Origin of the sequence: Williamsia muralis, from assembly GCF_051487485.1 — a bacterium.
Lineage (GTDB): Bacteria > Actinomycetota > Actinomycetes > Mycobacteriales > Mycobacteriaceae > Williamsia > Williamsia muralis_B.
Genome location: NZ_JAHVCV010000006.1, coordinates 209,162 through 231,069, shown reverse-complemented (window position 1 = coordinate 231,069; position 21,908 = coordinate 209,162). Strand labels below are relative to the sequence as shown.

The window sequence follows — 21,908 nt, the reverse complement described above, 5'->3', positions numbered from 1 at the left end:
CCGTGGATCGGGCCGTTGCCTCGTGGTTCACCGGTCGGACTCCATGTTCTGTGTCGTTTCCTACTTGTCCGTCAACGACCACTGCGGTCCATCCGGTGTATCTGTCACGTCGATCCCGGCCTTGGCCAGCCGGTCGCGCACCTCGTCTGCCACGGCCCAGTTCTTCTCCGCCCGAGCGGCGGTGCGGCGGTCGAGTTCTGCCCGGACGAGAACGTCGAGCGCAGCGGTGAGCGAAGTGTCGTCGCGGCTGTCCGCCCAGTTCTCTGCCAACGGGTCGACGCCCAGCACGTCGAGCATGGCTCGCACTGCCGATGCCGACTCCAGCGCGGTCTTGTGGTCACCGCTCTCAAGCGCAGTGTTGCCCACCTTGACCGTTCCGTGGACCTGCGCGATTGCCGCCGGCACTCCGAGGTCGTCGTTCAGAGCGGCTGCGAACTCAGCGGTCACCTCGCCGACGGGAACATCGCCGACGCGCGAAACCGTCCGGTGGACAAAGGATTCGAGCCTCTTGTACGCCTCAGCGGCATCTTCGAGAGCACGTGGCGAGTATTCGAGCATCGACCGGTAGTGCGCGCTGCCGAGGTAGTATCGCAATTCCACAGCCCGGACCTGCTGGAGCATCGCCGGGATGGAGACCACGTTGCCGAGAGACTTCGACATCTTCTCGCCACCCATGGTGACCCAGCCGTTGTGCAACCAGTAGCGCGCGAACGGATCTCCCGCCCCATGGCTCTGGGCCACTTCGTTCTCGTGATGCGGGAACACCAGATCCATTCCACCGCAATGGATGTCGAATTCCGGACCGAGAAGGGTGGTGGCCATCGCCGAGCATTCGAGATGCCATCCCGGGCGCCCGCGGCCCCACGGCGTCGGCCATGAGGGTTCGCCTGGCTTCACGCTCTTCCACAGGGTGAAGTCGCGTGGATCGCGTTTCCCGGTCCCTGCACTCTCGCCCTGATGGACATCGTCGAGGCGATGACCGGACAGCGAGCCGTACTCGGGAAGACTCTGGACGTCGAAGTAGACGTTGCCATCGGAAGCGTAGGCGTGACCGCGGTCGATGAGGCGTTCCATGTACTCGACCATCTGGGTGATGAACCCGGTCGCCCGCGGTTCGGCAGACGGCGGCAGCACGCCCAGCTGGTCGTAGGCCCAGCTGAACTCGCGCTCGTGAGTGGCAGCCCATTCCCACCACGGCCTTCCCGCGTCGGCGGCCTTCGTCAGGATCTTGTCCTCGATGTCGGTCACATTGCGCACAAACGCGACGTCGTAGCCTTCGTGGGTGAGCCAGCGGCGCAGGACGTCGAACGCGATGCCACTGCGCACGTGACCGATGTGAGGAATTCCCTGCACGGTGGCGCCACACAGATAGACCGACGCATGGCCGGGACGCAGTGGCGTGAAGTCACGTACATCTCGGGCGGCGGTGTCGTAGAGGCGCAGGGTCACGATCGGCAATCCTACTGGTCAAGCAGCAAGGCTGTGGCCACGGCGGCGATGCCCTCACCGCGGCCGGTCAGTCCGAGACCATCAGTGGTGGTCGCAGACACCGACACCGGTCCGCCTACGAGCTCGGTGAGCACCTGCTGGGCCTCCGCGCGGCGGGGCCCGATCTTGGGCCTGTTGCCGATCACCTGCACTGCCGCGTTCCCGACGCGCCAACCCTGCGATTCGATGAGTTCGCGGACGTGGCCGAGCATGCGGGCGCCGCTGACGCCGTCCCACTCCGGACGTCCGGTTCCGAACACCGAGCCCAGATCGCCGAGCCCGGCGGCCGAGAGCAGGGCGTCGCACAGGGCGTGCGCGGCGACATCCCCGTCGGAGTGACCGGCGCAGCCATCCGCGTCGACAAAGAGCAGCCCGGCCATCCAGCACGGCCGGCCCTGCTCGACGGGGTGGACGTCGGTACCGATTCCCACCCTCACGTTCGTGCCTCATCGGCCAGCAACCAGGAGGCGAGCCGGAGGTCCCACGGGGTGGTGATCTTGAAGGCCAAGGGATCTCCCGCGATGGTGTGAACGGCGACGCCATGAGATTCGACGAGTCCGGCGTCGTCGGTGAAGTCGGCGTCAGCGTTGGCATATGCCGAGCTCAAGACGTCAAAATCGAAGCCTTGAGGAGTTTGGATCGCACGCAGAGTCGTGCGGTCGACGGTTCCGGTGACCACACCGGCAGGATCAACAGACTTGATGGTGTCCGTGACGGGAGCCCCCGGGACCACGGCCCGAGCTCCGCCGAGCACGGCCTCGACGACGGAGACGAACAACGTCGGCGGGGTGAGGCACCGGGCCGCATCGTGGACCAAGACCACGTCTGCGGCGGGGGCGGCGGCGAGAGCCGCTCGCACCGAGTCGCCTCGTTGAGCGCCACCTGCCACCACGGTCACCTCGGGGAAGTCCGCCCGGACCTGGTCTACGAGACCGGTCGGGACGGACAACACGACATGCTCGACGACCCCGCTGGCCTGCACACCGCGCACAGCGCGATGCAGCATGGAGTGGCCTGCGAGGTCGACAAAAGCCTTGGGCAATCCGGCACCGAGCCGCTCTCCGCGACCGGCAGCCGGGATCAACGCGACAGTAGATGCCAAGACGACCAGATGCCCGGTCTACGAAGCGGCGGCGAGAACCTCGTCGAGAATGATGGAGGCCTTCTCGTCGTTGGTGTTCTGCGCGAGCGAGAGTTCATCGACGAGGACGCGGCGTGCCCGGGTGAGCATCCGCTTCTCGCCGGCGGACAGTCCACGGTCCTGCTCACGACGCCAGAGGTCACGCACGATCTCGGCGACCTTGATGATGTCGCCGGAGATCAGCTTCTCCTGGTTCGCCTTGAAACGGCGGGCCCAGTTCGTGGGCTCCTCGGTGTGCGGTGCGCGAAGCACATCGAACACCTTGCCGAGACCCTCTTCTCCGACCACATCACGCACACCCACATATTCGAGCTTTGTGGAAGGTATCTGGACCGTCATGTCGCCATCCGCCACCTTGAGGACGAGGTATTCGACGGCCTCTCCCTTGATGGTTCGGGTCACGATGTCTTCGACCAAGGCAGCACCGTGATGGGGGTAGACAACGGTGTCACCAACTTTGAAATTCAATGTTCCATGCCCCTTTCCATTACCCGAGTCTAGCACGGCGGCTCCCGCGACATCAGACAACGGTGCAGGTCAGCGACGTAGAGGTGCTTTCGCGAGCCTTGACGATGCCTGAAAAGTGTGCTGGGACACTGCCCGAACTCCATCGTCGAGCAACTCTGAGGGACCTCGTCCGCGAGCTCGTTCTGCAGCGATTTCGGCACCCCATCGCGATTTCTCGCGACCGGCCCACTACGCTCCGTAGTGCACGCACTGCGCAGTCGATCTGAGCGGGTTCTCGGGCCACCTGAGCCGACTGACGAGCGGGCGCAGCATCAGGACCTACCTCGGAGGAAAACCGGTGTCAGTGGAGAGAGTTTCGGTGGAACGAGAGTTTGGGCCGACCCGTAATGTCCGGCGACGCCGGGTGGCTTCGGCCATCGCCGTCGGGGCGATCGCGACCGGTCTGGCACTCGGCACCACCGCGTGCAGTGCGGGCCAGACCTCGCAGACTGCCAACCAGGCCTCCGCCGTCAACGGCAACTCGGCCACCGTCGGCCCGCTCGCCCTGCGCGACGTCGCGGTTGTCTTCCCCGAGTCCGGAGATGTGGCCTTCGCCAACGGCGGGCCGCTCGAGATGTCGTTCCTGATCTCCAACACCAGCCCGGACGTCGCCGACAAGCTCGAGTCCATCGAGTTCGCCAACGGCGAAGGCAAGGTGACCATCGACGGTCCCACCGAGATCCCGGCCACCAAGTCGCTGCGGGCCGGCACCCCGGGACTGCTGCTCACCACCAGCGCAGAACCGGAAGACCCCAGCGAGAAGCGCATCACCGTCACCATCACGGGCACCGCGAAGACCATCACCCCGGGCCTCACGGTCCCGCTGACCTTCGACTTCCAGCAGGCCGGCGAGACCACCCTCAACGTGCCGGTCGACGCCGGGCCACTGCTGCCCCGCCAGGACAAGGCACGCGGCGTGGTCGAAGAAGACCATGGCGGAGGCCACTAGTCCGCTCCGGCGGTTCGGTGTCGGTCACCGTGGCTAGAGTTGCGCGGTGGCCAAACCCAAATCGACATATCGATGTAGCGCCTGCGGATACCAGGTCGCCAAATGGGTGGGCCGCTGCCCGGAATGCGGCGAATGGGGTTCTGTCGACGCAGTCGCCATGGCCACCGGCGGTGGCGCGGGCATAGGCGGCGGCAAGTCCGCCACGGTCGCGACCATCCCGAGCGCACCCGCCCGGCCGATGAGTCAGATCGACGTCAGCCACACCGCAGCTTTTCCCACCGGCATCGGCGAACTCGACCGCGTCCTCGGCACCGGCGTGGTCCCCGGTTCGGTCATACTGCTCGCCGGTGAACCCGGCGTGGGCAAATCCACCCTCCTGCTCGAAACCGTCAAACGTTGGGCGCTGCAAGGCAAACGCGCGCTGTACGTCACCGGTGAGGAGTCCGCGGGCCAGGTGCGCCTGCGCGCCGAACGCACGGGGGCGGTACACGACGAGATCTTCCTCGCCGCCGAGTCCGACCTCGGCGCGGTGCTCGGTCACGCGGAGGCGGTCATGCCATCGCTGATGATCGTCGACTCGGTGCAGACGATGGTGGCCCAGAACGTCGATGGCGTGAACGGCGGTGTCACCCAGATCCGTGCGGTGACAACAGCTTTGACCTCACTGGCAAAGAACTCGGGCATCGCGGTGATCCTGGTCGGGCACGTCACCAAGGACGGCACCGTCGCCGGCCCCCGCTCTCTCGAGCACCTCGTGGACGTGGTCCTCTCGTTCGAGGGCGACAAGCATTCGACCCTGCGGATGGTCCGCGGCATCAAGAACCGGTTCGGCGCGGCCGATGAGGTCGGCTGCTTCGAACAGCGTGAAGACGGCATCCACGAGGTCACCGACCCCTCGGGACTGTTCCTGCATCACCGCGACATCGGAGTCGCCGGAACCGCGATCACCGTTGCCATGGACGGCAAACGTCCGCTGGTCGGCGAAGTGCAGGCCCTGGTCTCGAAATCGAGTCTGGCCAACCCGCGGCGTGCGGTTGTCGGCCTCGATTCGGCAAGGGTCGCAATGATTTTGGCGGTCTGCTCGGCTCGCGCCCATCTGCCCACCCACGACCAGGACGTCTACGTGGCCACCGTCGGCGGGATGAAACTCAGCGAACCTGCGGCCGACCTCTCGGTCGCGTTGGCACTCAGCTCCATCCTGGCCGACCGCTCATTGCCCGGGTCCATGGTCGCCATCGGCGAGATCGGCCTCGCGGGCGAGGTGCGCCGCGTGGCCGGCGTCGGCAAACGGGTGGCCGAGGCCAAGCGACTCGGCTTCAAACACGCGATCGTCCCGGCCGGTTCGCTCGATCTGCCGTCGGGCATGAAGATCACCCAGGTGGCCGATCTGCAGACCGCCATGCGAACGGCACTGAAAGGTCCCGCCAGCCCCTACCGGTTCTAAACGCTGCTGCTTCCCCGATCGTGGCGGGCGATGCGCTCGCCGTAGAACTCGGCCGCACCACTCGCCTCGAAGCTGTCCTTGAAGTGCTCCAGAGGCTTGATCTGGACGAAGATCGCGTGTGCGGCACCCACGGGCTCGGTGTCGTCGCCCAGGTAGGCAACGGCGCGCGAATACAGCTTGCGCCGAACGGTGCCGACCGTCTCGGCCTCGAGCCGTAGTTCACTGCCCACCGGGATGGGCTTGGCGAAGTCGATCTCCAGGTGCGCTGTCACCGCGATAGCGCCCACCATCCAGTGCGTCAGACCCATCACCTCGTCGAACGCGGTGGAGAGGATGCCCCCGTGGATGACGCCGGGGCCGCCTTCGAATCGGGGCTCCACCTGCATCCGGGCGGTGACGTCGGTGCCCTCGCCCGCGATCGCCTTCATGTGCAGACCGGCCTCCGAGCGATCACCGCAGCCGAAGCACATGGGGTTGTGCGCCCGCACCACTTCACCGGGTGCCGGGGCCTTGGCCGAACGGCTTGCCGGGACCAGCTCATCGGGCAGCACGAAAGTTGTTTTCACAGACAGCTAATCTAGTCTCCATCTCATGGACAACAGAAAGGCGCCTCATGGCTGAGGTTCCGGCCTCGGACCTGCTCCGCACCACGATTGCCCGGCTGGCACCGGGCACTCCGCTGCGAGACGGCCTTGAACGCATCCTGCGTGGCCGCACAGGCGCTTTGATCGTCATCGGGCACGATCCCGAGGTCGAACGGATCTGTGCCGGTGGCTTCCATCTGGACGTCGCGTTCGCTCCCACCCGCCTGCGCGAGCTGTCGAAGATGGACGGCGCGGTGGTGCTGTCCACCGACGGCGCCAGAATCGTGCGTGCCAACGTGCAATTGGTGCCCGACCCGTCCATCCCGACCGAAGAATCGGGCACCCGGCATCGTTCTGCCGAACGCACCGCCATCCAGACCGGCTACCCGGTGATCTCGGTCAGCGCCTCGATGTCCATCGTGAGTGCCTACGTGGCCGGAATCCGGTATGTCGTCGAAGGATCGGACGCGATCCTTTCGCGCGCCAATCTCGCTGTTGCCACTCTCGAGCGATACAAGACTCGACTCGACGAGGTCAGCACCGCGCTTTCACGATCGGAGATCGAAGATTACGTAACGCTGCGCGATGCGATGACCGTTGTGCAGCGCCTCGAGATGGTCCGCCGGGTGTCCGAGGAGATCGAGCACTACGTTCTCGAACTCGGCGTCAACGGCCGTCAGCTGCGGCTGCAGCTCGAAGAGCTGGTGGGCGACAACGACTCTCAACGCGAACTGGTGGTGCGCGACTACTTCGCCAGTCCCGAGCCCGCCAGCACGATGGAGGTCGAGCAGGCCCTCACCGCCATCGAAAACCTCACGGACACCGATCTTTTGGATCTCACTGCACTGGCCCGGGCTTTCGGCTACCCGAATACGATCGATGCCCAGGACACCGCGATGAGCCCGCGGGGTTACCGATTGCTGGCCCGGATCCCGCGTCTGCAGTTCGCGCACATCGACCGACTCGTCCGCAGCTACGGCACGCTGCAAGCGCTACTGGCAGCCACCGCTGCGGACCTGCAGGCGGTCGAGGGCATCGGCAGCATCTGGGCCCGGCACATCCGCGAGGGACTGTCCCGGCTGGCCGAGTCCAGCATCGAACGTTTTGATTAGGAACTGCCCCGCCCACCACGATTCTTCGGGAGGTGTGGCCCGCGTGCTCTGGACGGAGGAGCGAGGGAGCGCAGCGACTAAGTCGACGTAGGAAGAGCTCGCGAGTGACTGCCACACCGACAGGCGCGGCAGCGAGCAGATGTTACTGAGGTGTGGCCCGGTTGTTCTGGACTGCCGACGAACGAGCGCAGCGATGTGAGGAGAAGGGAAGAACAACCGACCGAGGCCACACCGACAAGCGAGCGGAGCGAGCAGATGTTACTGCGCGTTCGGTCGATTCACGTTGAAAGTGATTGGGGCGCTCGGCTTCTCACCGATCTTCGCGACGGCCTGGTAGGCGCCGGGGGCAACGGGTTGGCGCGGTGTCTCGCAACCGGGACTGCTGGTGGTACCCGACCAGTCGATGGTGTCCTTGACCTGCTGCCCCGGCTTGAGGAGCTGGTTGTTGACGCCTTCGACCGGCGCGCAGTCGCCGGACGACCAGATACGGCGGTCGCCTGCGAGGTTCAGCACGGTCACGTTCTGCATGCCCTTGCCGACGTCGCGGGTGCAATCGGAGAGACCCGCATTGGTGATGGCGATGGTGAAGATCGGCTGCTCGCCCTCGACGTATGCCGGCTTGTCGGTGTAGAGCACCACGGAGATGTTCTGGTCGGGGCACAGCCCGCTGGCCGGGACAGGTTGCGGCGTCTCCCCGACCGGGGTTCCGCCTGGGATACCGGGAGCACCTGAGGCACCGGGCTGATCGGGGTTCGCACCGGCGACGTTTCCTCCGCCGGTACCACCCGAACCGCCACCGGGAACCGCGGACTGCGATGCCGACGGATCCTGGTAGGCCGACGGCAGCGCGTAGCTCGACGACGCATTCAGCTCGGTGCTGTTGGCCGTGTTCTTCCCGTTGTCGTCACCGGTCACCCAGAAGACGAGTCCGATGATCACAGCAAGCACCACCACCAGAACGCCGACCGCGAGTGCGCGTCGGCGCCAGTAAATTTCCGGCGGCAGGGGGCCCTGAGGATCTAGCACACCCCGACGCTAGTGGCACCGCGGTGGCCACCGGCTCACCTCGCGCGGCGTGTCGCATTTAACCTCTGTGCGAGACATCTCAAAGGCGCTGGATTTACGACGCCAGGCTGGGCATCTCCGGATCCTCACCGATCTCGCCGAGCGTCCCGTTCAGACGAACCACACCTTCGGCCAGTTCGTACGTGAGTCCGACGATTCCCAGTTCGCCACGCTCGATCTTGTCGGAGATGATCCGGCTGCGCTGGACCATCAGGCGGCCGGTTTCCTTCACATGCCTGGCTTCGAACTCGTCGACGCGGGTGAGACCTTCGCTGCGTCCGGCAAGGATGCTCGGCGTGACGCGTTCGACGACGTCGCGGATGAACCCTCCGGGGATCTGCAGGTCGTCGAGTGCGTCCAGTGTCGCGCGGACGGCACCGCAACTGTCGTGCCCGAGAACGGCGATCAGCGGCACGTCGAGAACTTCCACGGCGTACTCGATCGAGCCCAGCACCGCCGAATCGATGACGTGGCCGGCCGTGCGGATCACGAACATCTCGCCGAGCCCCTGATCGAAGATGATCTCCGCCGCCACACGCGAGTCGGCGCACCCGAAGAGCACCGCCCGCGGATGCTGCCCGGCGGCGAGCCGGGCGCGGTCCTCGATACCCTGACTGGGATGAAGCGACTTGCCTGCCACGAAGCGTTCATTGCCTTCACGCAGCGATTTCCATGCCTGAGCGGGGGTTGTTTGAGCCATGGCTGACATTCTGCACTCCCCGTCTCCGGTCCCGCCCACCAACTTGCTCAGTTGGTTCGATCAGGCCGAACGCGACCTTCCCTGGCGACGTCGCGGCGTCACGGCCTGGCACATCCTGATCAGCGAGATCATGCTCCAGCAGACGCCGGTGTCACGGGTGGCGCCGATCTGGGAGCAGTGGATCGAACGTTGGCCGGTCCCGTCGGCAATGGCCGCGAGCCCGGTGGGTGAGGTGGTGCGGGCCTGGGGCAAGCTCGGCTATCCGCGACGCGCGATGCGTCTGCACGCATGCTCGGCCGTACTCGCCGCCGAGCACGGCGACGTGGTCCCCAGCGACGTCGACGTCTTGCTCACGCTTCCCGGCATCGGCGACTACACGGCCCGCGCCATCGCGTGCTTTGCCTACGGTCAGTCGGTGCCGGTGGTCGACACCAATGTCCGGCGAGTCGTCGCCCGAGCCGTCCACGGCAGGGCCGAACCCGGCAATCCCGCACGGGCCGACCTCGTTGATGTCGCGGGCCTCTTGCCCGCCGACTCGTGCGCGCCCCGCTTCTCCGCGGCCCTGATGGAGTTGGGCGCGCTGGTCTGCGTCGCCAAGAACCCCCGCTGCCAGATCTGCCCCCTCACCGGGTGCCGGTGGGTCGAGGCCGGTCGGCCCGCACACGATGGGCCGGCCCGCAAGGTACAGAAGTTCGCCGGAACCGACCGTCAGGTGCGCGGACTGCTGCTGGATGTGTTGCGGGGCAGCAACATCCCCGTCGAGCGGGCGCGACTCGATCTGGTGTGGACCACCGACACAGCACAACGCGATCGTGCGCTCGACTCGCTGCTCGTCGACGGATTGGCGGAGATCACCGACGACGGGCGGTTCGCGCTGGCGGGCGAAGGATGATCGCCGGACCGATCAGGTCAGTCCGGACAGGAATGCCTCGACTGCACCGCGGTACTCGTCGGGCGCGGAGTCATGGATCAAATGGTCAGATCCTCTGACCCGCAACAGGATTGCGTTCTCGTGAGCCTGCGACATGGTGTGCATCTGACCTGGCGGGGTGACACTGTTCTCGGCCTCGAGCAGCAGGCTCGGTACCGCCACCGCATCCCACTGCTTCCAGAAGTCTCGGCGACCCCACTCTTCGGCGATCTGCGCCCAGACATCGAGACGACCGTGTAGCGCCCCGTCGTCGAATGCCTCGTAGAAGTAGCGGCCGGCCACTTCACCGAACATCTGCTGCGCGTGCGCAAGTGTCTCGAAGCGGTCCGGCCACGACTCGAACCATGGGCGCCACCCCGCGGTGGTGCGACCACGAAAATCCGGTGCCATGTCCTCGATCACCAGAGCAGACACCAGCTCGGGGTAGTCCGCAGCGGCACACCATGCGTGTAGGCCGCCCATGGAATGCCCCACCAGAACAGCCGGACCCATGTCGATCCACGTCAGCACTTCGGCCAGGTCACCGACAAACCGCTCGGTGCAGAGGTTTTCGGGTGACGGCTCTTCGGCGGTCTCGGCTCCGCGATGCCACGCCGCGTCGTAGGCGAACACTCGTCCGTATTTGCGGAGCCAAGGGACCTGGCGCTGCCAGGTCCGGCCTCGGCCCATCAACCCGTGCAACAGCACGATCGGCGGACACCCGGGCATCCCGCCGTAGTCGATGAAGCCCACATCCGCACTCACGGGGTAGAACCTTATCGGCTGTGTCGGGGCAGGACTCCGACCAGAGTCACCGCCGGCCGGAGGAGGCTCGCACGGCAGCCGAAGGGAAGAGTTGAGGGACACCCTCCGCCGGTAGGGTGATCGCCATGGCTGTTGTGAAGATCAATGCGATTTCCGTTCCCGAAGGCGCCGGACCCGAACTCGAGAAGCGTTTTGCCCATCGCGCCCACAGTGTCGATGGCTCGAAGGGTTTCCTCGGTTTCCAGTTGCTGCGACCGGTCAAGGGCGATGACCGCTATTTCGTGGTGACCCAGTGGGAGTCCGAGGAGGACTTCCAGGCGTGGGCGGCGGGGCCCGCACGGGAAGCGCATGCCGGCGAGCGCGCCAAGCCTGTCGCCTCGGGCGCGGACCTGCTCGAGTTCGAAGTGGTCCTGGACGTCACACCGTCCTGACGCCTGCCACCACGGTGGCACCGCGTTCGGCATCGGCATGGACGGACGATGAGAGTCCGGCCTGAGTGAACACTGCTCGGGCCGAATCGACCTGTGTCGCACTCACTTCCATCACCAGCCGGCCGCCTGGCGCCAACCATCCCGGCGCCTGCGCGGCGACCTCACGCATCAGGTCGAGCCCGTCGGGGCCGCCGTCGAGAGTCGCTACCGGCTCGAAGTCTCGCGCTTCGGGAGGCATGGTCGCGATGGCAGCCGTGGGAACGTAAGGCACGTTGCACATCAGCACATTCACGTGTCCCCGGAGGTGCGCGGGGAGCGGTTCGAAGAGGTCGCCGCAGAACACCTCACCGCGACCCGCCAGATTGATCCGGGCGCATTCGGCCGCCACGGGGTCGATGTCGGCGGCCACGATTTCCGCATCCGGATGTCGCGCCGCGTACAGCGCGGCCAGTGCCCCCGAGCCGCAGCACAGATCCACCACCGCGCTGTCGGGCGGCGCTCCGTCGGCCGCGACGTCGACCAGCAACAAAGACCTTTGGCGCGGAACGAAGACACCTGGCAGCACTGTCACCATCAGTCCACCGAACTCCGCCGCACCGACGATGTACTCCAACGGCTCGCCGCCCACCCGGCGTCGCACCAGCTTGTCGAGCGTGCCGGCGTCGGCGGCTGCGCCAACCAAGATCCGGGCTTCGTCTTCGGCGAAGACGCAACCCCCCGCCCGCAACCGCGCCGCCACCTGAGCCAGCAGTGCGTCGGATTCCTCCACCCGTGTGACGGTAGTGGAGTGGTGCACGGGGGCGCGCTCACAGAAACCGGCCACGCTCGCTCTGCGGGGTGAGCAACCCCCAAAATCCCGAGCCGACCGAACGGTGCGCTCGCAAAACTCGCCCACGCTCGCTCTGCAGACCCAGCAACTCCCAGTATCCCGAGCCGACCGGACGCTTCCCTCGTCCCGCAGACAGCCCCTCATCCGGCACGAAAGTGAAAGATCAGACCCGTATCGCGAAACTGGAACGTGTTCTAACATTGGGCTGAAGTGATAACCAACTGGAGGACCAATGACGGACACCGTTGACGCGGCACCCACCACCTCGCGTGACTACGCAGAGCTCTACATCGGCGGCAAGTGGACCAGCGCCCACTCCACCGATGTCCTCGAGGTCTACTCGCCGGCCACCGGCCAACGTGTCGGTAGCACTCCCCTTGCCGACGAGACCGACGTCGACACCGCAGTTCGGACAGCCCGAGCGGCGTTCGACTCCGGCGTCTGGCGCAACAAGACCCCCGAAGAGCGGGCCGCTGTGGTCGCCAAGGTGGCCGACCTCATCGACGAACGCGGCGGCGAGATCGCCGAACTGGTTTCGTCGGAGATGGGGGCGCCCCCGTCGGCTGTCGCCACCTTGCAGCAGCTCCCGGCAACCGGCGTGCTCCGCGAATATGCCAAGGCCGCAATCAATTACACGTGGCACGAGTACCGCGACGGCCTGTTCGGGAAGACGCAGATCACCCGTGAGCCAGTCGGGGTCGTCGGCGCGATCACCGCTTGGAATGTGCCGCTGTTCCTGATCTGCAACAAACTCGGACCCGCATTGTCGGCCGGTTGTTCGGTGGTTCTCAAGCCCGCCCCGGAAACACCGTTGTCGGCCAACGTGATCGCGGAACTGTTCACCGAGGCCGGTCTGCCCGAAGGCGTGCTCTCCGTGGTTCCCGGCGGACCCGACACGGGCAAAGCGCTTGTCGCACACCCCGATGTCGACAAGATCACCTTCACCGGCTCCACCGCCGCAGGTAAAGCAATCGGCGCAGCATGCGGCGAGCAGCTCAAGCGCTGTTCGCTGGAACTGGGTGGCAAGTCGGCGGCCATCGTGCTCGCCGATGCCGATCCTGCCGAGATCGCCGGCATGCTCACCTTCACCGGTCTGATGAACACGGGGCAGGCGTGTGTCGCGCAGACCCGCGTTCTGGTTCCGAGCAGCAAGCGTGACGAGATCGTCGACGCCATGGTCGAAGCGGCGAAGCTGCTCAAGCCGGGCCTCCCCGACGATCCAGAGGCCCAGCTCGGACCACTGATCACCGAGAAGCAGCGCAGCAAGGTCGAGGACTACATCCGTCAGGGCAAAGAGGCTGGTGCCACAGCAGTTCTCGACAGCACCCGCCCCGAAGGCCTCGAGTCCGGCTACTACCTGAGCCCGACCATCTTCACCGGTGTCACCAACGACATGACGATCGCCCGTGAGGAGATCTTCGGTCCGGTGATCTCTGTGATCGACTACGACACCGAAGAAGAAGCCGTCGCCATCGCCAACGACTCCGACTACGGCCTCGCCGGCACGGTGTGGACCGCCGACATCGAGCACGGTCTGGAGATCGCCGCACAGATCCGCACCGGCACGTACGGCGTCAACTGGTACGCCATCGACCCGGGGTCGCCGTTCGGTGGTTACAAGAACTCGGGCATCGGACGCGAAAACGGTCCAGAGGGGCTCGAGTCGTACCTCGAACACAAGTCGGTCATCCTCCCGATGGGTTACGACCCGACCGCCTGAGTTCGCACTTCCTCCGACTGCAGTCAGTTCCTCCGGTTGCAGTCGGAGGAACTAACCCAAGTCGGAGGAACTGTCAGAACCTCCGACTTCGGCCGACTCGACCTCCGACACCACACAAAGCAACAAACCCTCCGACTGCAGTCAGAACCTCCGGTTGCAGCCGGAGGAACTAACCGAAGTCGGAGGAACTGTCAGAACCTCCGACATCAGTCAGGCCCCCCGATTCACGATCGGGGGGCCTGACTGCTGAGTAGGGCGAATACCGCTCAGGGGGTGGGCGCCGGCGTCTCGGCAGGCGCCGGGCTCTCGACAGGCGCAGGTTCCGATGGCACCGGAACCGGCACCGACGACGCACCGGGCTTGTCGCCCTCTTCCGCCAGTCGAGCCTTCACCGAATCGTCGGTGAGGATGTCGATGTTGGTCACCAGCCATTTGTCGCCGGACCGTTCCATCGAGTACTGCAGCCGGCTGGCATTGACCGACACCAGGTCCTTGCCGCCTTTGGTGACCGACTGGTTCATGAAGATCAGCAGCAACGCCTTGTCGCGGCTCGACGTGACAACACCGGCGTCCTGAATGGACACCTCAGACTTGACCTGCTGCTTCTGCACTTCCGCAACGAGGTTCGCCTCTTTGATGATCTCGTCGTACTGCTTCTCAGCCGGGCCCGACAACGACTTTCGTGTATCTGCCACGTGCTGCTCGACGTTGTCGGGTTGGTAGCCGAACATCAACGTCGCAGTCTGCTTGCCTGCCTCCAGCGCCTCGCCGCGGGCGTCCTCGGCGAGTTTGGTGTCTCGATAGTGCAGACCCACGATCGTCGTGATGATGGCACCGGCCACCAGCAGACAGACGGTCAGCACTGACACCGTCCACAACAAGAATCGACGCGACATCTAGGTCACCCACTCGACGTTGGTGAGTTTGAGTTCACCGTTGATACGCGTGATCTCCAACTTCCATCTGAACACCTGCAACACCGTTTGCTGATCAGTCACGTTGGGCTGGTTCATCTCCCAGCTGAAGACCATGATCACCGACGCTGTATTGCTGTCACTCGCAGTGACGGCTTCGGAGATCACCGCGCCCTTGGTCGACACGTCCTCGGATTTGATCATGTTGACGGTCTGCTGGACGGATTGGCCGACCTGCTCCATCGCCTTGCCACTCGTGTCGTCCTGGAATGACTTGATCGCGCCATCGATGTTCTGCGGATTCAAGGTTGTCAGATTGGTGACCATCTGCCGCGCGAAAGCCGAGTACTCAGCCCTCAGCTCATTGCGGTCATCGATCTTCTTGGTGCCCAACACGAACAGGGTGGACGCCACAGCCATTGCAGCGATGAGACCGACGGCGGTGATGGCCGCCAGGACCACACCCATCCCGCGCAGACCCACACGCTTTTTCGCAGCCGTGGAAGGCCGATCCCCTTTTCGAACCCGCCCCTTGGTCTTCTGTGGCCCGCCCGAGCGCCCGCGAGCCGCCGATCGACGTTCGCGGTAGGAAACCCCCGTCGAGACGACGGCTTCGTCGTCTTCCGTGGACGATTCCGCAGACTTGCCGACATCGTCGGACGTGGCCGCGGCCTTGGCCGCCGGCGGAGTGGGAGCTGACTTACGCTTGCGTCCCACCGGTGCGGACTTGACCGGTTTTCCGGTCGGCTTCACCTTGCCCGGTTTGTCCCCGGGTGAAGGCGCATCCTGCCCGTCCGCTACACCTGGATTCGTGGCCGACTCAGCCTGTCCGACCTCTTGCGGAGGCCCGGCAGCCCGGCTCGCTCGCCGACGCTTCCGCTTTGCCTCGTCGCCAGAAACGGTCGAGCTCCGCTCCGCTTCGTCTCCTGGAGTATCGGTCGAGCTCCGCTCCGCTTCGTCTCCGGGAGTATCGGTCGAGCTCCGCTCCGCTTCGTCTCCGGACCCGTTGGTCGAGCTCCGCTCCGCTTCGTCTCCGGGTCCCGTCACCTCACGGTTCCCGTGATCAGGCTCTGCCATTGGCTGTCGTCTTCCTGCGGTTGCGCCCCGGTACCCGTTGTACCGGTTCCACCACTCGTACCAGAATTGCCCGGGGTCGTCGCAGACCCGGTTCCGGCATTGTAGGTTTTTCCGTCGGGACCGATGTAGTCGCCGCTGACCGGATCGTAGGTCGTGGCGTAGACGGACGGACTACCGTCGTCGGTGCCCGGTCCGGCACTGGTCAGGAACCCTTGCGGCACATCGATGCCCGGCAATCCGTTCGGAAGGGGCACATTCTCACCGATGGGAACGTAGCCGGTCCGGCACTCCGCCGGCGTCGACGCCCGACGGCCGGGGATCTCCATGCACGGGAAGTTACGGGTACCGCGCACACCGAGGTTGGAATCCTGCGGCACCCGGCACAACATCCCGGGTGGCAGTTCACGAGGTGTCTGAGCCGAAGCGTTACGGTCCGGGGTCATCGGCAGGTAACCCACCGTGCAGGTACCCGGATCCTGGAATCCCAGCGCGAAGTCGACGTTGGCGCCGTTACGGGCGTCTTCGGTGTTCAGTGCGGTGATGAGTGCGGCGATCAACCGAGGGTAGATCACCACGATCTGACGGAGGTTGGGGTGGTAGATCGCAAGGGTGCGAGCTGTGGTGTTCAGGTTCGAGAACATCAGGGGCAGGGTCTGATTCATCGACGCAAACAGTTCCTGGGTCTGCTTCGCGACCCCAGGGCCCTTCTGCAGGATGTCCCTGAGTTGAGGGTCGTTGGCCCGCAGCTGGTCTGTCACCTTTGCGAAGTTCGCAGTCCAGGCGCGGATATCGTCCACCGTTGCCGTCTGCGTCTCCAACAACGGCGCCGCCTGCTCGATGAGCTTGACGATGGCATCGGAGTTCTTGTTCGCGTCACCCACGAGCAGGGCCATCGAGTCCAGCAGTCGCTGCAGGTCCTCGCCGGTGCCGTTGAATGCGTTGAATGCTTCGTCCATCACCCGGCGCAGCTGCGTGTCCTCGACACGTTCCAGTAGGTCATTGGCCTGGTCGAGCAGCGTACCGACCTCAACAGGGACCGTCCCGCCCTCGATCACGGCACCGTCCTGCAGATTACCGGTCGACTCGACGCCTGGTTTCGGCATGAACTCGAGGTACTGCTCGCCGACCGCCGAGACACTGTGCACCGATGCGGTGGAGTTGTCCGGGATCTTGGTGTCCGAGTTGATCGAGAGTTTTGCTGTCACACCCTCTTCGGTCAAGGTCACCGACTGCACCTTGCCCACGTCGACACCGCGGTAGCTGACGTTGCCGTTCTGGTAGAGACCGCCGGTACTCGGCAGTTCCACCTCGACGTTGTATTCGCCGACGCCGACCATGCTGGGCACCCGGATGTAGAACACGGCGACGGCGATGATGGCCAAAGTCGTCACGATCGAGAAGATGATCAGCTGCATGCGGACGAACGGTGTGATCCTCATGGGCCCTCCTCCCCGGTTGGTGACTGATCGGCGGCAGGTGTTTCCGGTTGGGGCGCAACCGGAAGTGTCGGGCTCGCCTGAGGTGGGGCGTCGGAGAGAGGCCCGGTGAAGGGATCGTCACCTCTGCCCGCGGCGCCGGCCGGCTTACCGAACATTCCTTCGGGACCGTAGAACTGGCTCGCGACACCAACACTCGCGAGGGCGCCACGCTGCAACCTGCCGAATGTGAGGTCGAGGTTGATCACGGCATTGAGGTAGTCGCCACGGACCACTTGCGGAATCGCCGACTCGGCAAACGGGAAGGTGAGCAGGATTCCCAGCGATTGAGTCAACGAGGGACCGGTGGACTGCAGTTGATCGAGCACCGGAACGAGGTTGCTGACAACCACCTGGATGTCCTCGGAGTTCGCCTTCAAGATGTCGTCGGTGGTGCGGCTCATCCGGCTCAGGGCCCCCAGCGCATCGGTGAAGTTCACCCGTTGATCGACGAGCAGCTTCAGGATCCGTGGACCGTCGGCCAGCGCACGTTCGACCACCGGGGTCTGCTCGTTGATCTGGCCGGTGAGTCGATCCAGGCCTTCCATCGCCCGGATGATGTTCTCGCGCTGCACGTTCAGTTCGCCGACCAGCGTGTTCAGACGTGGCACAAGATCGTGCAGCACGTCCTGCCGTCCGGCCATGGCGGTGTTGAGTTCGTGGACGATGTCACCGACCTGCGCAAGTCCGCCGCCGTTCAGGACCACCGACAGCGAGCTGAGAACCTGCTCGGTGGTCGGGTACGTACACGCGGACACCTGCTGCGCCGAGTTGATGTCGGGGATGGGCTCAGCGTTGGTCGGCTGGGCGATGTTGGACTGCTCGGGGCAGTCCGCCGCGGGGATCTCGCCGCCGGGCGGGATGGTCCCTTCGCCGGCGTCTTCGGGCTGCACGATCTGCAGGTTCAACGAGCCGAGAACGCTGGTGAGACCGACCATGACGTACGAGCCGACCGGGACCTGCGTGCCCTTGTTCAGGCGAAGCGTCAACTCGGCCTGCCAGTTCTTCACCTCGATCTTGCCGACACTGCCGACCGTCGCGTCGTTGATGAGCACCGGTGCGTTCTGAACCAGGTTGGCGGCGTTGGGGATCAGCGCTTTCAGCTCATAGGAGCCCGCGCCGGTTCCCTCGGCACCGGGCACCGGCAACGAGTTCAGCCCGTCGAACGAACACCCCGACGCCACCAGCGTCGAACTGACCACGGCGGCCGCGAAAGCGCTGCGCAGAGCCGTCTTTCGTGACGATCCGGCGCGCATCAGCCCTCACCCCCGAACGGGACGAGGAGTTGCGCGAGCCCGGGGTTGTTGTACTTCTTGCGGGTCTCGGCATCCTGATCGCGGATACTCTGCTGCGCCCGGGCTTTCACACTGGCGTTCTGGTACTGGATCTGGTCGGGCCTGGCATTGATGCCGGTGACCGGATTGATCAGCACGGGAGGGTAGTTGATGGAGATCGACCCGAGAACCGGGGCCAGCACGTCGACGCATTTCTCGACGTCGCCTTCCTGGCCGGGACGGTCGTTCGCCTCGATCGAGCCGCACAGCAAGTTGATCAGGTTGCCGCCCATTCCGAGACCGAAGATGCCGGAGAGGGATCCCTGCAACGGGTTGTAGATGTTGTAGAAGTTCGACAGCTGGGTCGGTCCCGAGTGGAGCAACCCTCTGACTTCTTCGTCCTTCTGCGCGAGCACGTTGGTGGCGTCACCAAGCCGGGCGACCGAATCGCTCAGGGTGGCGCCGTTGGTGTCGATGAAGGTCTTCACGTCACTGAGTGCGGTGTCGAGGTTGGTCAGCGCACCGTTCAGACTATCGGTGTTGTCGGCCAGCACCTGGCTGACAGATGCGATACGGCCGTTGAACTGCACCAGCTGTTCATGGCTCTGGGACAGTGCCTCGGTCAACGCCTGCAGGTTGCGAATCGTGTTGAACAGGTCGTCGCGGCCGTCGGCCAGCGTGCTGGTCACGTCCGAGAGCTGTTGCAGCGACTGACGAATGGCGGTGCCGTTGCCGTCGAGGTTCGCGTCCGCGACGTCGACTGCCCTGGCCACGGAGCCCGGATCTGCACCGTCCGGGCCCACGGCCTCGGTCAGTTTGGTCAATTCGGACTTGATGTCGTCCCACTCGACAGGTACGGCGGTGCGTTCCATCGGGATCGCTCCCCCGTCCTTCAACGCCGGACCGCCCTCGTACACCGGGGTCAGCTGGACGAAACGGCCCGACACCAGTGATTGCGCGACCACCAGCGCTTCGGCGTCGGCCGGGATCGTCTGGTCGCGGTCCACTTTCAGCTCCACCTTCACGTCGCCGTCGCGGGGCGTGATCTTGCTGACCGACCCGACGGTGACGCCTAGGATCTTCACGGCGTCGCCCTCGTACATCGAGTTCACGCTTGCGAAATAGGCGGTGTAGGTCTTGTACGTCACCTTCTGGAAGCCCACATAGACCATCACCAGCACGATCACCACGGCCACGACGACCGCGGTCGCCTGCCAGAACCTCTTACTCAACCGTCCCATGCCCATCACCCGTTCGGTCCGGGGTAGCGAGGCGGCGGAGCCGGCGCGATCGTCGAGTTCGGGTCGTTGGCCGCATCCGGTCGGGTGGAGATGACCGGCGGGATCGGGAACGCGTACTGGAAGGCACGGTAGGCCTCAGGGTACTTCTGCTGCATGATGTTCAAGAACACCTCGGTGTAGTCGCCGAAGGTCGGGATGCCGACGAGCGATGAGAAATACGGACCGCTCGCCACCGCTTCGCCGAGTGTGTTGGCGTAGGGGCCGAGTTCGTCGAGGGTCTGAGCCAGCGTCTCCTGGTTGTCCTGCAAAATTGCCAGAACACCGTTCAGCTTCTCGAGTACCGGCTTGAGCTGAGCATTGTTGTCGTTGATGAATCCGCTGATCTGGGCGGTCACGTTCTCGGTGCCGGAGATCAGTTGTCCGAGCGCATACCGTCGGGCCTGCAGCTCGCCCAGCAACGCGTTGGCATCGGTCAGCAGCGTGTTGATCTGGCCACTGCGCTTGGCGATGACGTCGGTGACAGACGATGCGCGACTGAGCAATTGGTCCAGCGACTCATCGCGGTCGGCGATCGCCTTGGACAGGCGCGCCACGCCGTCTACAGCGGAACGGACCGATTCAGGGGTGTCGGAGAAGGTGTCGGTCAGCGTGTTCAGTGCGTCATTGAGTTGATCGGTGTCGGTCTCGGCGATCGTGTCGGTTGCACCCTCGAGCGCATCGGTCAGCGAGTAGGGCGCCACCGTGTTGCGACTGCTGATCTCGTCACCCGGCTTGAGTTGCCCGGTGCCGTGTGGGATCAACGTGAGATTGCGCCGGCCCAAGACGGTTTCGGTCTTGATGGCGGCCTGGCTGTTCGCCCCCACCCGGACCGTGTCCCTCATGTTGAAGGTGACCTTGGCCTTTTTGCCGTCATCGGTGTCCGCCAGCGTGATGCCCTGGACTGCGCCGACGTCGACACCGGAGACCACCACGATGTCGCCGCTGGCAAGGCCGCCTGCGTCGTCGAAGTACGCCGTGTACACGCTGCCGTTCGACAGGAAGGGCAACTTGTCCATCTGCAGGGCGACGATCACGACGAGCGCGGCGACGAGCACGCCGATGAACCCGACGCGTGCGCGATCGGGCTCGCCGCGCTTCTTGCGGCGGGCCTCCTCCGCTTCATCCGCGGTGGTCCGTTGACCTTTGAACAGTGCTGCCATCATCGGGGATCACACCTCCCACCCGGGTTCTGCTTCACACCGGTGGTGTCGATGTTGTTCCAGACGATCTCCTGGCCGCCGGGCGCCGTGAAGATGATGTTGACCTGGCACAGCCAGATCTGCAGCCACGCACCGTAACTGCCCAGATTCGACAGCGCCTTGAAGTCTCCAGGCAACCGACTGATCAGCCCACGAACGTAGGGCTCACCTTTGAGCACCTCGTCCGAGACCTCGCCGGTGGCCGTGATCAGAGACTTGAGGTCGGCGCGATTGGTGGCCAACACGTCGTTGAGGTCGTTGGTGACCTCGGAGGCGTTTGTCACCGCCTCACCGATCACGTTTCGCTGTGAGTCGAGACCGGAGATCAGCAACTGGAGTTGATTCAGCGAACTGTCGAAACCGGCGTTGTCGGCATCGATCGTGCCGAGCGTCGTGTTCAAGTTGTCGATCACCTGCCCGATCAATTGATCGCGATCGGCCAGCGAGTCGGTGAATGTTGCTGTGTTGCGCAGCAACTCACTCAACGCGGGTCCCTGGCCCTGGAACACCTGGATGAGTGACGCGGAGAGCTCGTTCACCTCTTCCGGATTCAGGGTGCGGAAGAGGGGCTTGAAGCCGCCGAGCAGTTTGTCGAGGTCGAGCGCCGGCTCGGTCTGACCGATGGGGATGGAACCGCCGTCGCTGATCAATGCCGAGGGATCCCCGGTGCCTTCCTGTATCTCCAGGAATCGGTCACCGGTCAGGTTCTCGTAACGGATCAGCGCTCGGGCCGACTCCGGCAGGCGGTACTTCTCGTTCACATCGAACTCGACGACAGCCTCGTTGTCGGGGTTGAGACCGACAGAACCCACCTTGCCCACCTCGACGCCGGCGATGCGGACCTTGCTGCCTGATTTGAGCTGTGAGGCACTGGTGAAGGTGGCCTTGTACCCGAAGGCGGATCCGCTCCGATACTGGCTGAACACCACGACCAGAACAATGAAGATGAGCACCATCACCACGGCGAAGCTGCCCAGCTTGATGACGGTGGCGCGAAACGCGCGCTCTCTCGAGACCGCCACCTCACACCTTCCTGTTCTGCTG

The 21,908-nt window shown here is 64.8% G+C and carries 22 protein-coding genes; 6 read left to right on the top strand and 16 right to left on the bottom strand.

The window, feature by feature from the left end:
* Positions 1–60: 60 nt before the first annotated feature.
* The 4 genes from cysS to KXR83_RS18265 are packed head-to-tail and all read right to left on the bottom strand — an operon-like array spanning position 61 to position 3,097.
* Positions 61–1,449 carry a cysteine--tRNA ligase gene (cysS, locus tag KXR83_RS18280; RefSeq protein WP_437426018.1) on the bottom strand — a complete coding sequence of 463 codons (1,389 nt, stop codon included), beginning with the start codon at positions 1,447–1,449 and terminating at the stop codon, positions 61–63.
* 11 nt (positions 1,450–1,460) lie between these two features.
* Positions 1,461–1,925 (bottom strand): 2-C-methyl-D-erythritol 2,4-cyclodiphosphate synthase, encoded by a 465-nt coding sequence (ispF, locus tag KXR83_RS18275; protein ID WP_437426017.1) that lies wholly within the window; start codon positions 1,923–1,925, stop codon positions 1,461–1,463.
* Positions 1,922–2,590 (bottom strand): 2-C-methyl-D-erythritol 4-phosphate cytidylyltransferase, encoded by a 669-nt coding sequence (gene ispD, locus KXR83_RS18270; RefSeq protein ID WP_437426016.1) that lies wholly within the window; start codon positions 2,588–2,590, stop codon positions 1,922–1,924. Before ispD ends, ispF begins: the two co-directional genes overlap by 4 nt.
* A gap of 18 nt (positions 2,591–2,608) precedes the next feature.
* The gene (locus tag KXR83_RS18265; protein ID WP_020107769.1) at positions 2,609–3,097 is read right to left on the bottom strand and encodes a CarD family transcriptional regulator; all 489 of its coding nucleotides are present in this window, start codon (positions 3,095–3,097) and stop codon (positions 2,609–2,611) included.
* Between the two features lie 358 nt (positions 3,098–3,455).
* Between KXR83_RS18265 and KXR83_RS18260 the strand changes: the two genes are divergently transcribed.
* Both KXR83_RS18260 and radA read left to right on the top strand, forming a co-directional pair.
* Entirely contained in the window at positions 3,456–4,085 is a 630-nt protein-coding gene (locus tag KXR83_RS18260; RefSeq protein WP_437426015.1) for a hypothetical protein, read from the top strand.
* A 46-nt stretch (positions 4,086–4,131) separates the two neighbouring features.
* On the top strand, positions 4,132–5,529 hold the full coding sequence (gene radA, locus KXR83_RS18255) for a DNA repair protein RadA (protein ID WP_437426014.1): 1,398 nt from the start codon (positions 4,132–4,134) through the stop codon (positions 5,527–5,529).
* On the opposite strand, the gene KXR83_RS18250 is transcribed toward radA, so the two are convergent.
* Positions 5,526–6,095, bottom strand: coding sequence for a PaaI family thioesterase (locus tag KXR83_RS18250; protein ID WP_099383678.1), 570 nt, complete (start codon positions 6,093–6,095; stop codon positions 5,526–5,528). The genes radA and KXR83_RS18250 overlap by 4 nt on opposite strands.
* Before the next feature lie 47 nt (positions 6,096–6,142).
* On the opposite strand from KXR83_RS18250, the gene disA reads away from it, so the two are divergent.
* Positions 6,143–7,225, top strand: a complete 1,083-nt coding sequence (gene disA / locus KXR83_RS18245) for a DNA integrity scanning diadenylate cyclase DisA (protein WP_023961255.1) — start codon at positions 6,143–6,145, stop codon at positions 7,223–7,225.
* Positions 7,226–7,483: 258 nt separating this feature from the next.
* On the opposite strand, the gene KXR83_RS18240 is transcribed toward disA, so the two are convergent.
* Together KXR83_RS18240 and KXR83_RS18235 are read right to left on the bottom strand one after the other, a co-directional pair.
* Entirely contained in the window at positions 7,484–8,251 is a 768-nt protein-coding gene (locus KXR83_RS18240; RefSeq protein ID WP_437426013.1) for a hypothetical protein, read from the bottom strand.
* Between the two features lie 94 nt (positions 8,252–8,345).
* Positions 8,346–8,990, bottom strand: coding sequence for a carbonic anhydrase (locus KXR83_RS18235; RefSeq protein ID WP_062797235.1), 645 nt, complete (start codon positions 8,988–8,990; stop codon positions 8,346–8,348).
* Between KXR83_RS18235 and KXR83_RS18230 the strand changes: the two genes are divergently transcribed.
* Positions 8,989–9,882, top strand: a complete 894-nt coding sequence (locus tag KXR83_RS18230) for an A/G-specific adenine glycosylase (RefSeq protein WP_437426012.1) — start codon at positions 8,989–8,991, stop codon at positions 9,880–9,882. The genes KXR83_RS18235 and KXR83_RS18230 overlap by 2 nt on opposite strands.
* Positions 9,883–9,894: 12 nt before the next feature.
* Here KXR83_RS18230 and KXR83_RS18225 read toward each other — a convergent pair whose 3' ends face one another.
* Positions 9,895–10,629, bottom strand: a complete 735-nt coding sequence (locus KXR83_RS18225; protein WP_437426119.1) for an alpha/beta fold hydrolase — start codon at positions 10,627–10,629, stop codon at positions 9,895–9,897.
* 161 nt (positions 10,630–10,790) lie between these two features.
* Between KXR83_RS18225 and mhuD the strand changes: the two genes are divergently transcribed.
* Complete coding sequence (gene mhuD, locus KXR83_RS18220) at positions 10,791–11,096, top strand: mycobilin-forming heme oxygenase MhuD (RefSeq protein ID WP_062797229.1); 306 nt, start codon at positions 10,791–10,793, stop codon at positions 11,094–11,096.
* Here mhuD and KXR83_RS18215 read toward each other — a convergent pair.
* Positions 11,083–11,865, bottom strand: a complete 783-nt coding sequence (locus KXR83_RS18215) for a putative protein N(5)-glutamine methyltransferase (RefSeq protein ID WP_437426011.1) — start codon at positions 11,863–11,865, stop codon at positions 11,083–11,085. The two genes, mhuD and KXR83_RS18215, sit on opposite strands and share 14 nt — an antisense overlap.
* A gap of 292 nt (positions 11,866–12,157) precedes the next feature.
* On the opposite strand from KXR83_RS18215, the gene KXR83_RS18210 reads away from it, so the two are divergent.
* Positions 12,158–13,645 carry an aldehyde dehydrogenase gene (locus KXR83_RS18210; protein WP_437426010.1) on the top strand — a complete coding sequence of 496 codons (1,488 nt, stop codon included), beginning with the start codon at positions 12,158–12,160 and terminating at the stop codon, positions 13,643–13,645.
* Between the two features lie 266 nt (positions 13,646–13,911).
* On the opposite strand, the gene KXR83_RS18205 is transcribed toward KXR83_RS18210, so the two are convergent.
* From KXR83_RS18205 to KXR83_RS18175, 7 genes are all read right to left on the bottom strand, one after another.
* Complete coding sequence (locus tag KXR83_RS18205; protein ID WP_437426009.1) at positions 13,912–14,541, bottom strand: hypothetical protein; 630 nt, start codon at positions 14,539–14,541, stop codon at positions 13,912–13,914.
* Positions 14,542–15,312 (bottom strand): hypothetical protein, encoded by a 771-nt coding sequence (locus tag KXR83_RS18200; RefSeq protein ID WP_437426008.1) that lies wholly within the window; start codon positions 15,310–15,312, stop codon positions 14,542–14,544.
* Positions 15,313–15,602: 290 nt separating this feature from the next.
* Entirely contained in the window at positions 15,603–17,075 is a 1,473-nt protein-coding gene (locus KXR83_RS18195) for an MCE family protein (RefSeq protein ID WP_437426007.1), read from the bottom strand.
* Positions 17,072–18,367, bottom strand: a complete 1,296-nt coding sequence (locus tag KXR83_RS18190; RefSeq protein ID WP_437426006.1) for an MCE family protein — start codon at positions 18,365–18,367, stop codon at positions 17,072–17,074. Before KXR83_RS18190 ends, KXR83_RS18195 begins: the two co-directional genes overlap by 4 nt.
* Positions 18,367–19,632, bottom strand: coding sequence for an MCE family protein (locus KXR83_RS18185; protein WP_437426005.1), 1,266 nt, complete (start codon positions 19,630–19,632; stop codon positions 18,367–18,369). The genes KXR83_RS18190 and KXR83_RS18185 overlap by 1 nt, the downstream gene beginning before the upstream one ends.
* Positions 19,632–20,825 carry an MCE family protein gene (locus KXR83_RS18180; protein WP_437426118.1) on the bottom strand — a complete coding sequence of 398 codons (1,194 nt, stop codon included), beginning with the start codon at positions 20,823–20,825 and terminating at the stop codon, positions 19,632–19,634. The genes KXR83_RS18185 and KXR83_RS18180 overlap by 1 nt, the downstream gene beginning before the upstream one ends.
* Positions 20,825–21,886 carry an MCE family protein gene (locus KXR83_RS18175; protein ID WP_437426004.1) on the bottom strand — a complete coding sequence of 354 codons (1,062 nt, stop codon included), beginning with the start codon at positions 21,884–21,886 and terminating at the stop codon, positions 20,825–20,827. The genes KXR83_RS18180 and KXR83_RS18175 overlap by 1 nt, the downstream gene beginning before the upstream one ends.
* Between the last annotated feature and the right edge of the window lie 22 nt (positions 21,887–21,908).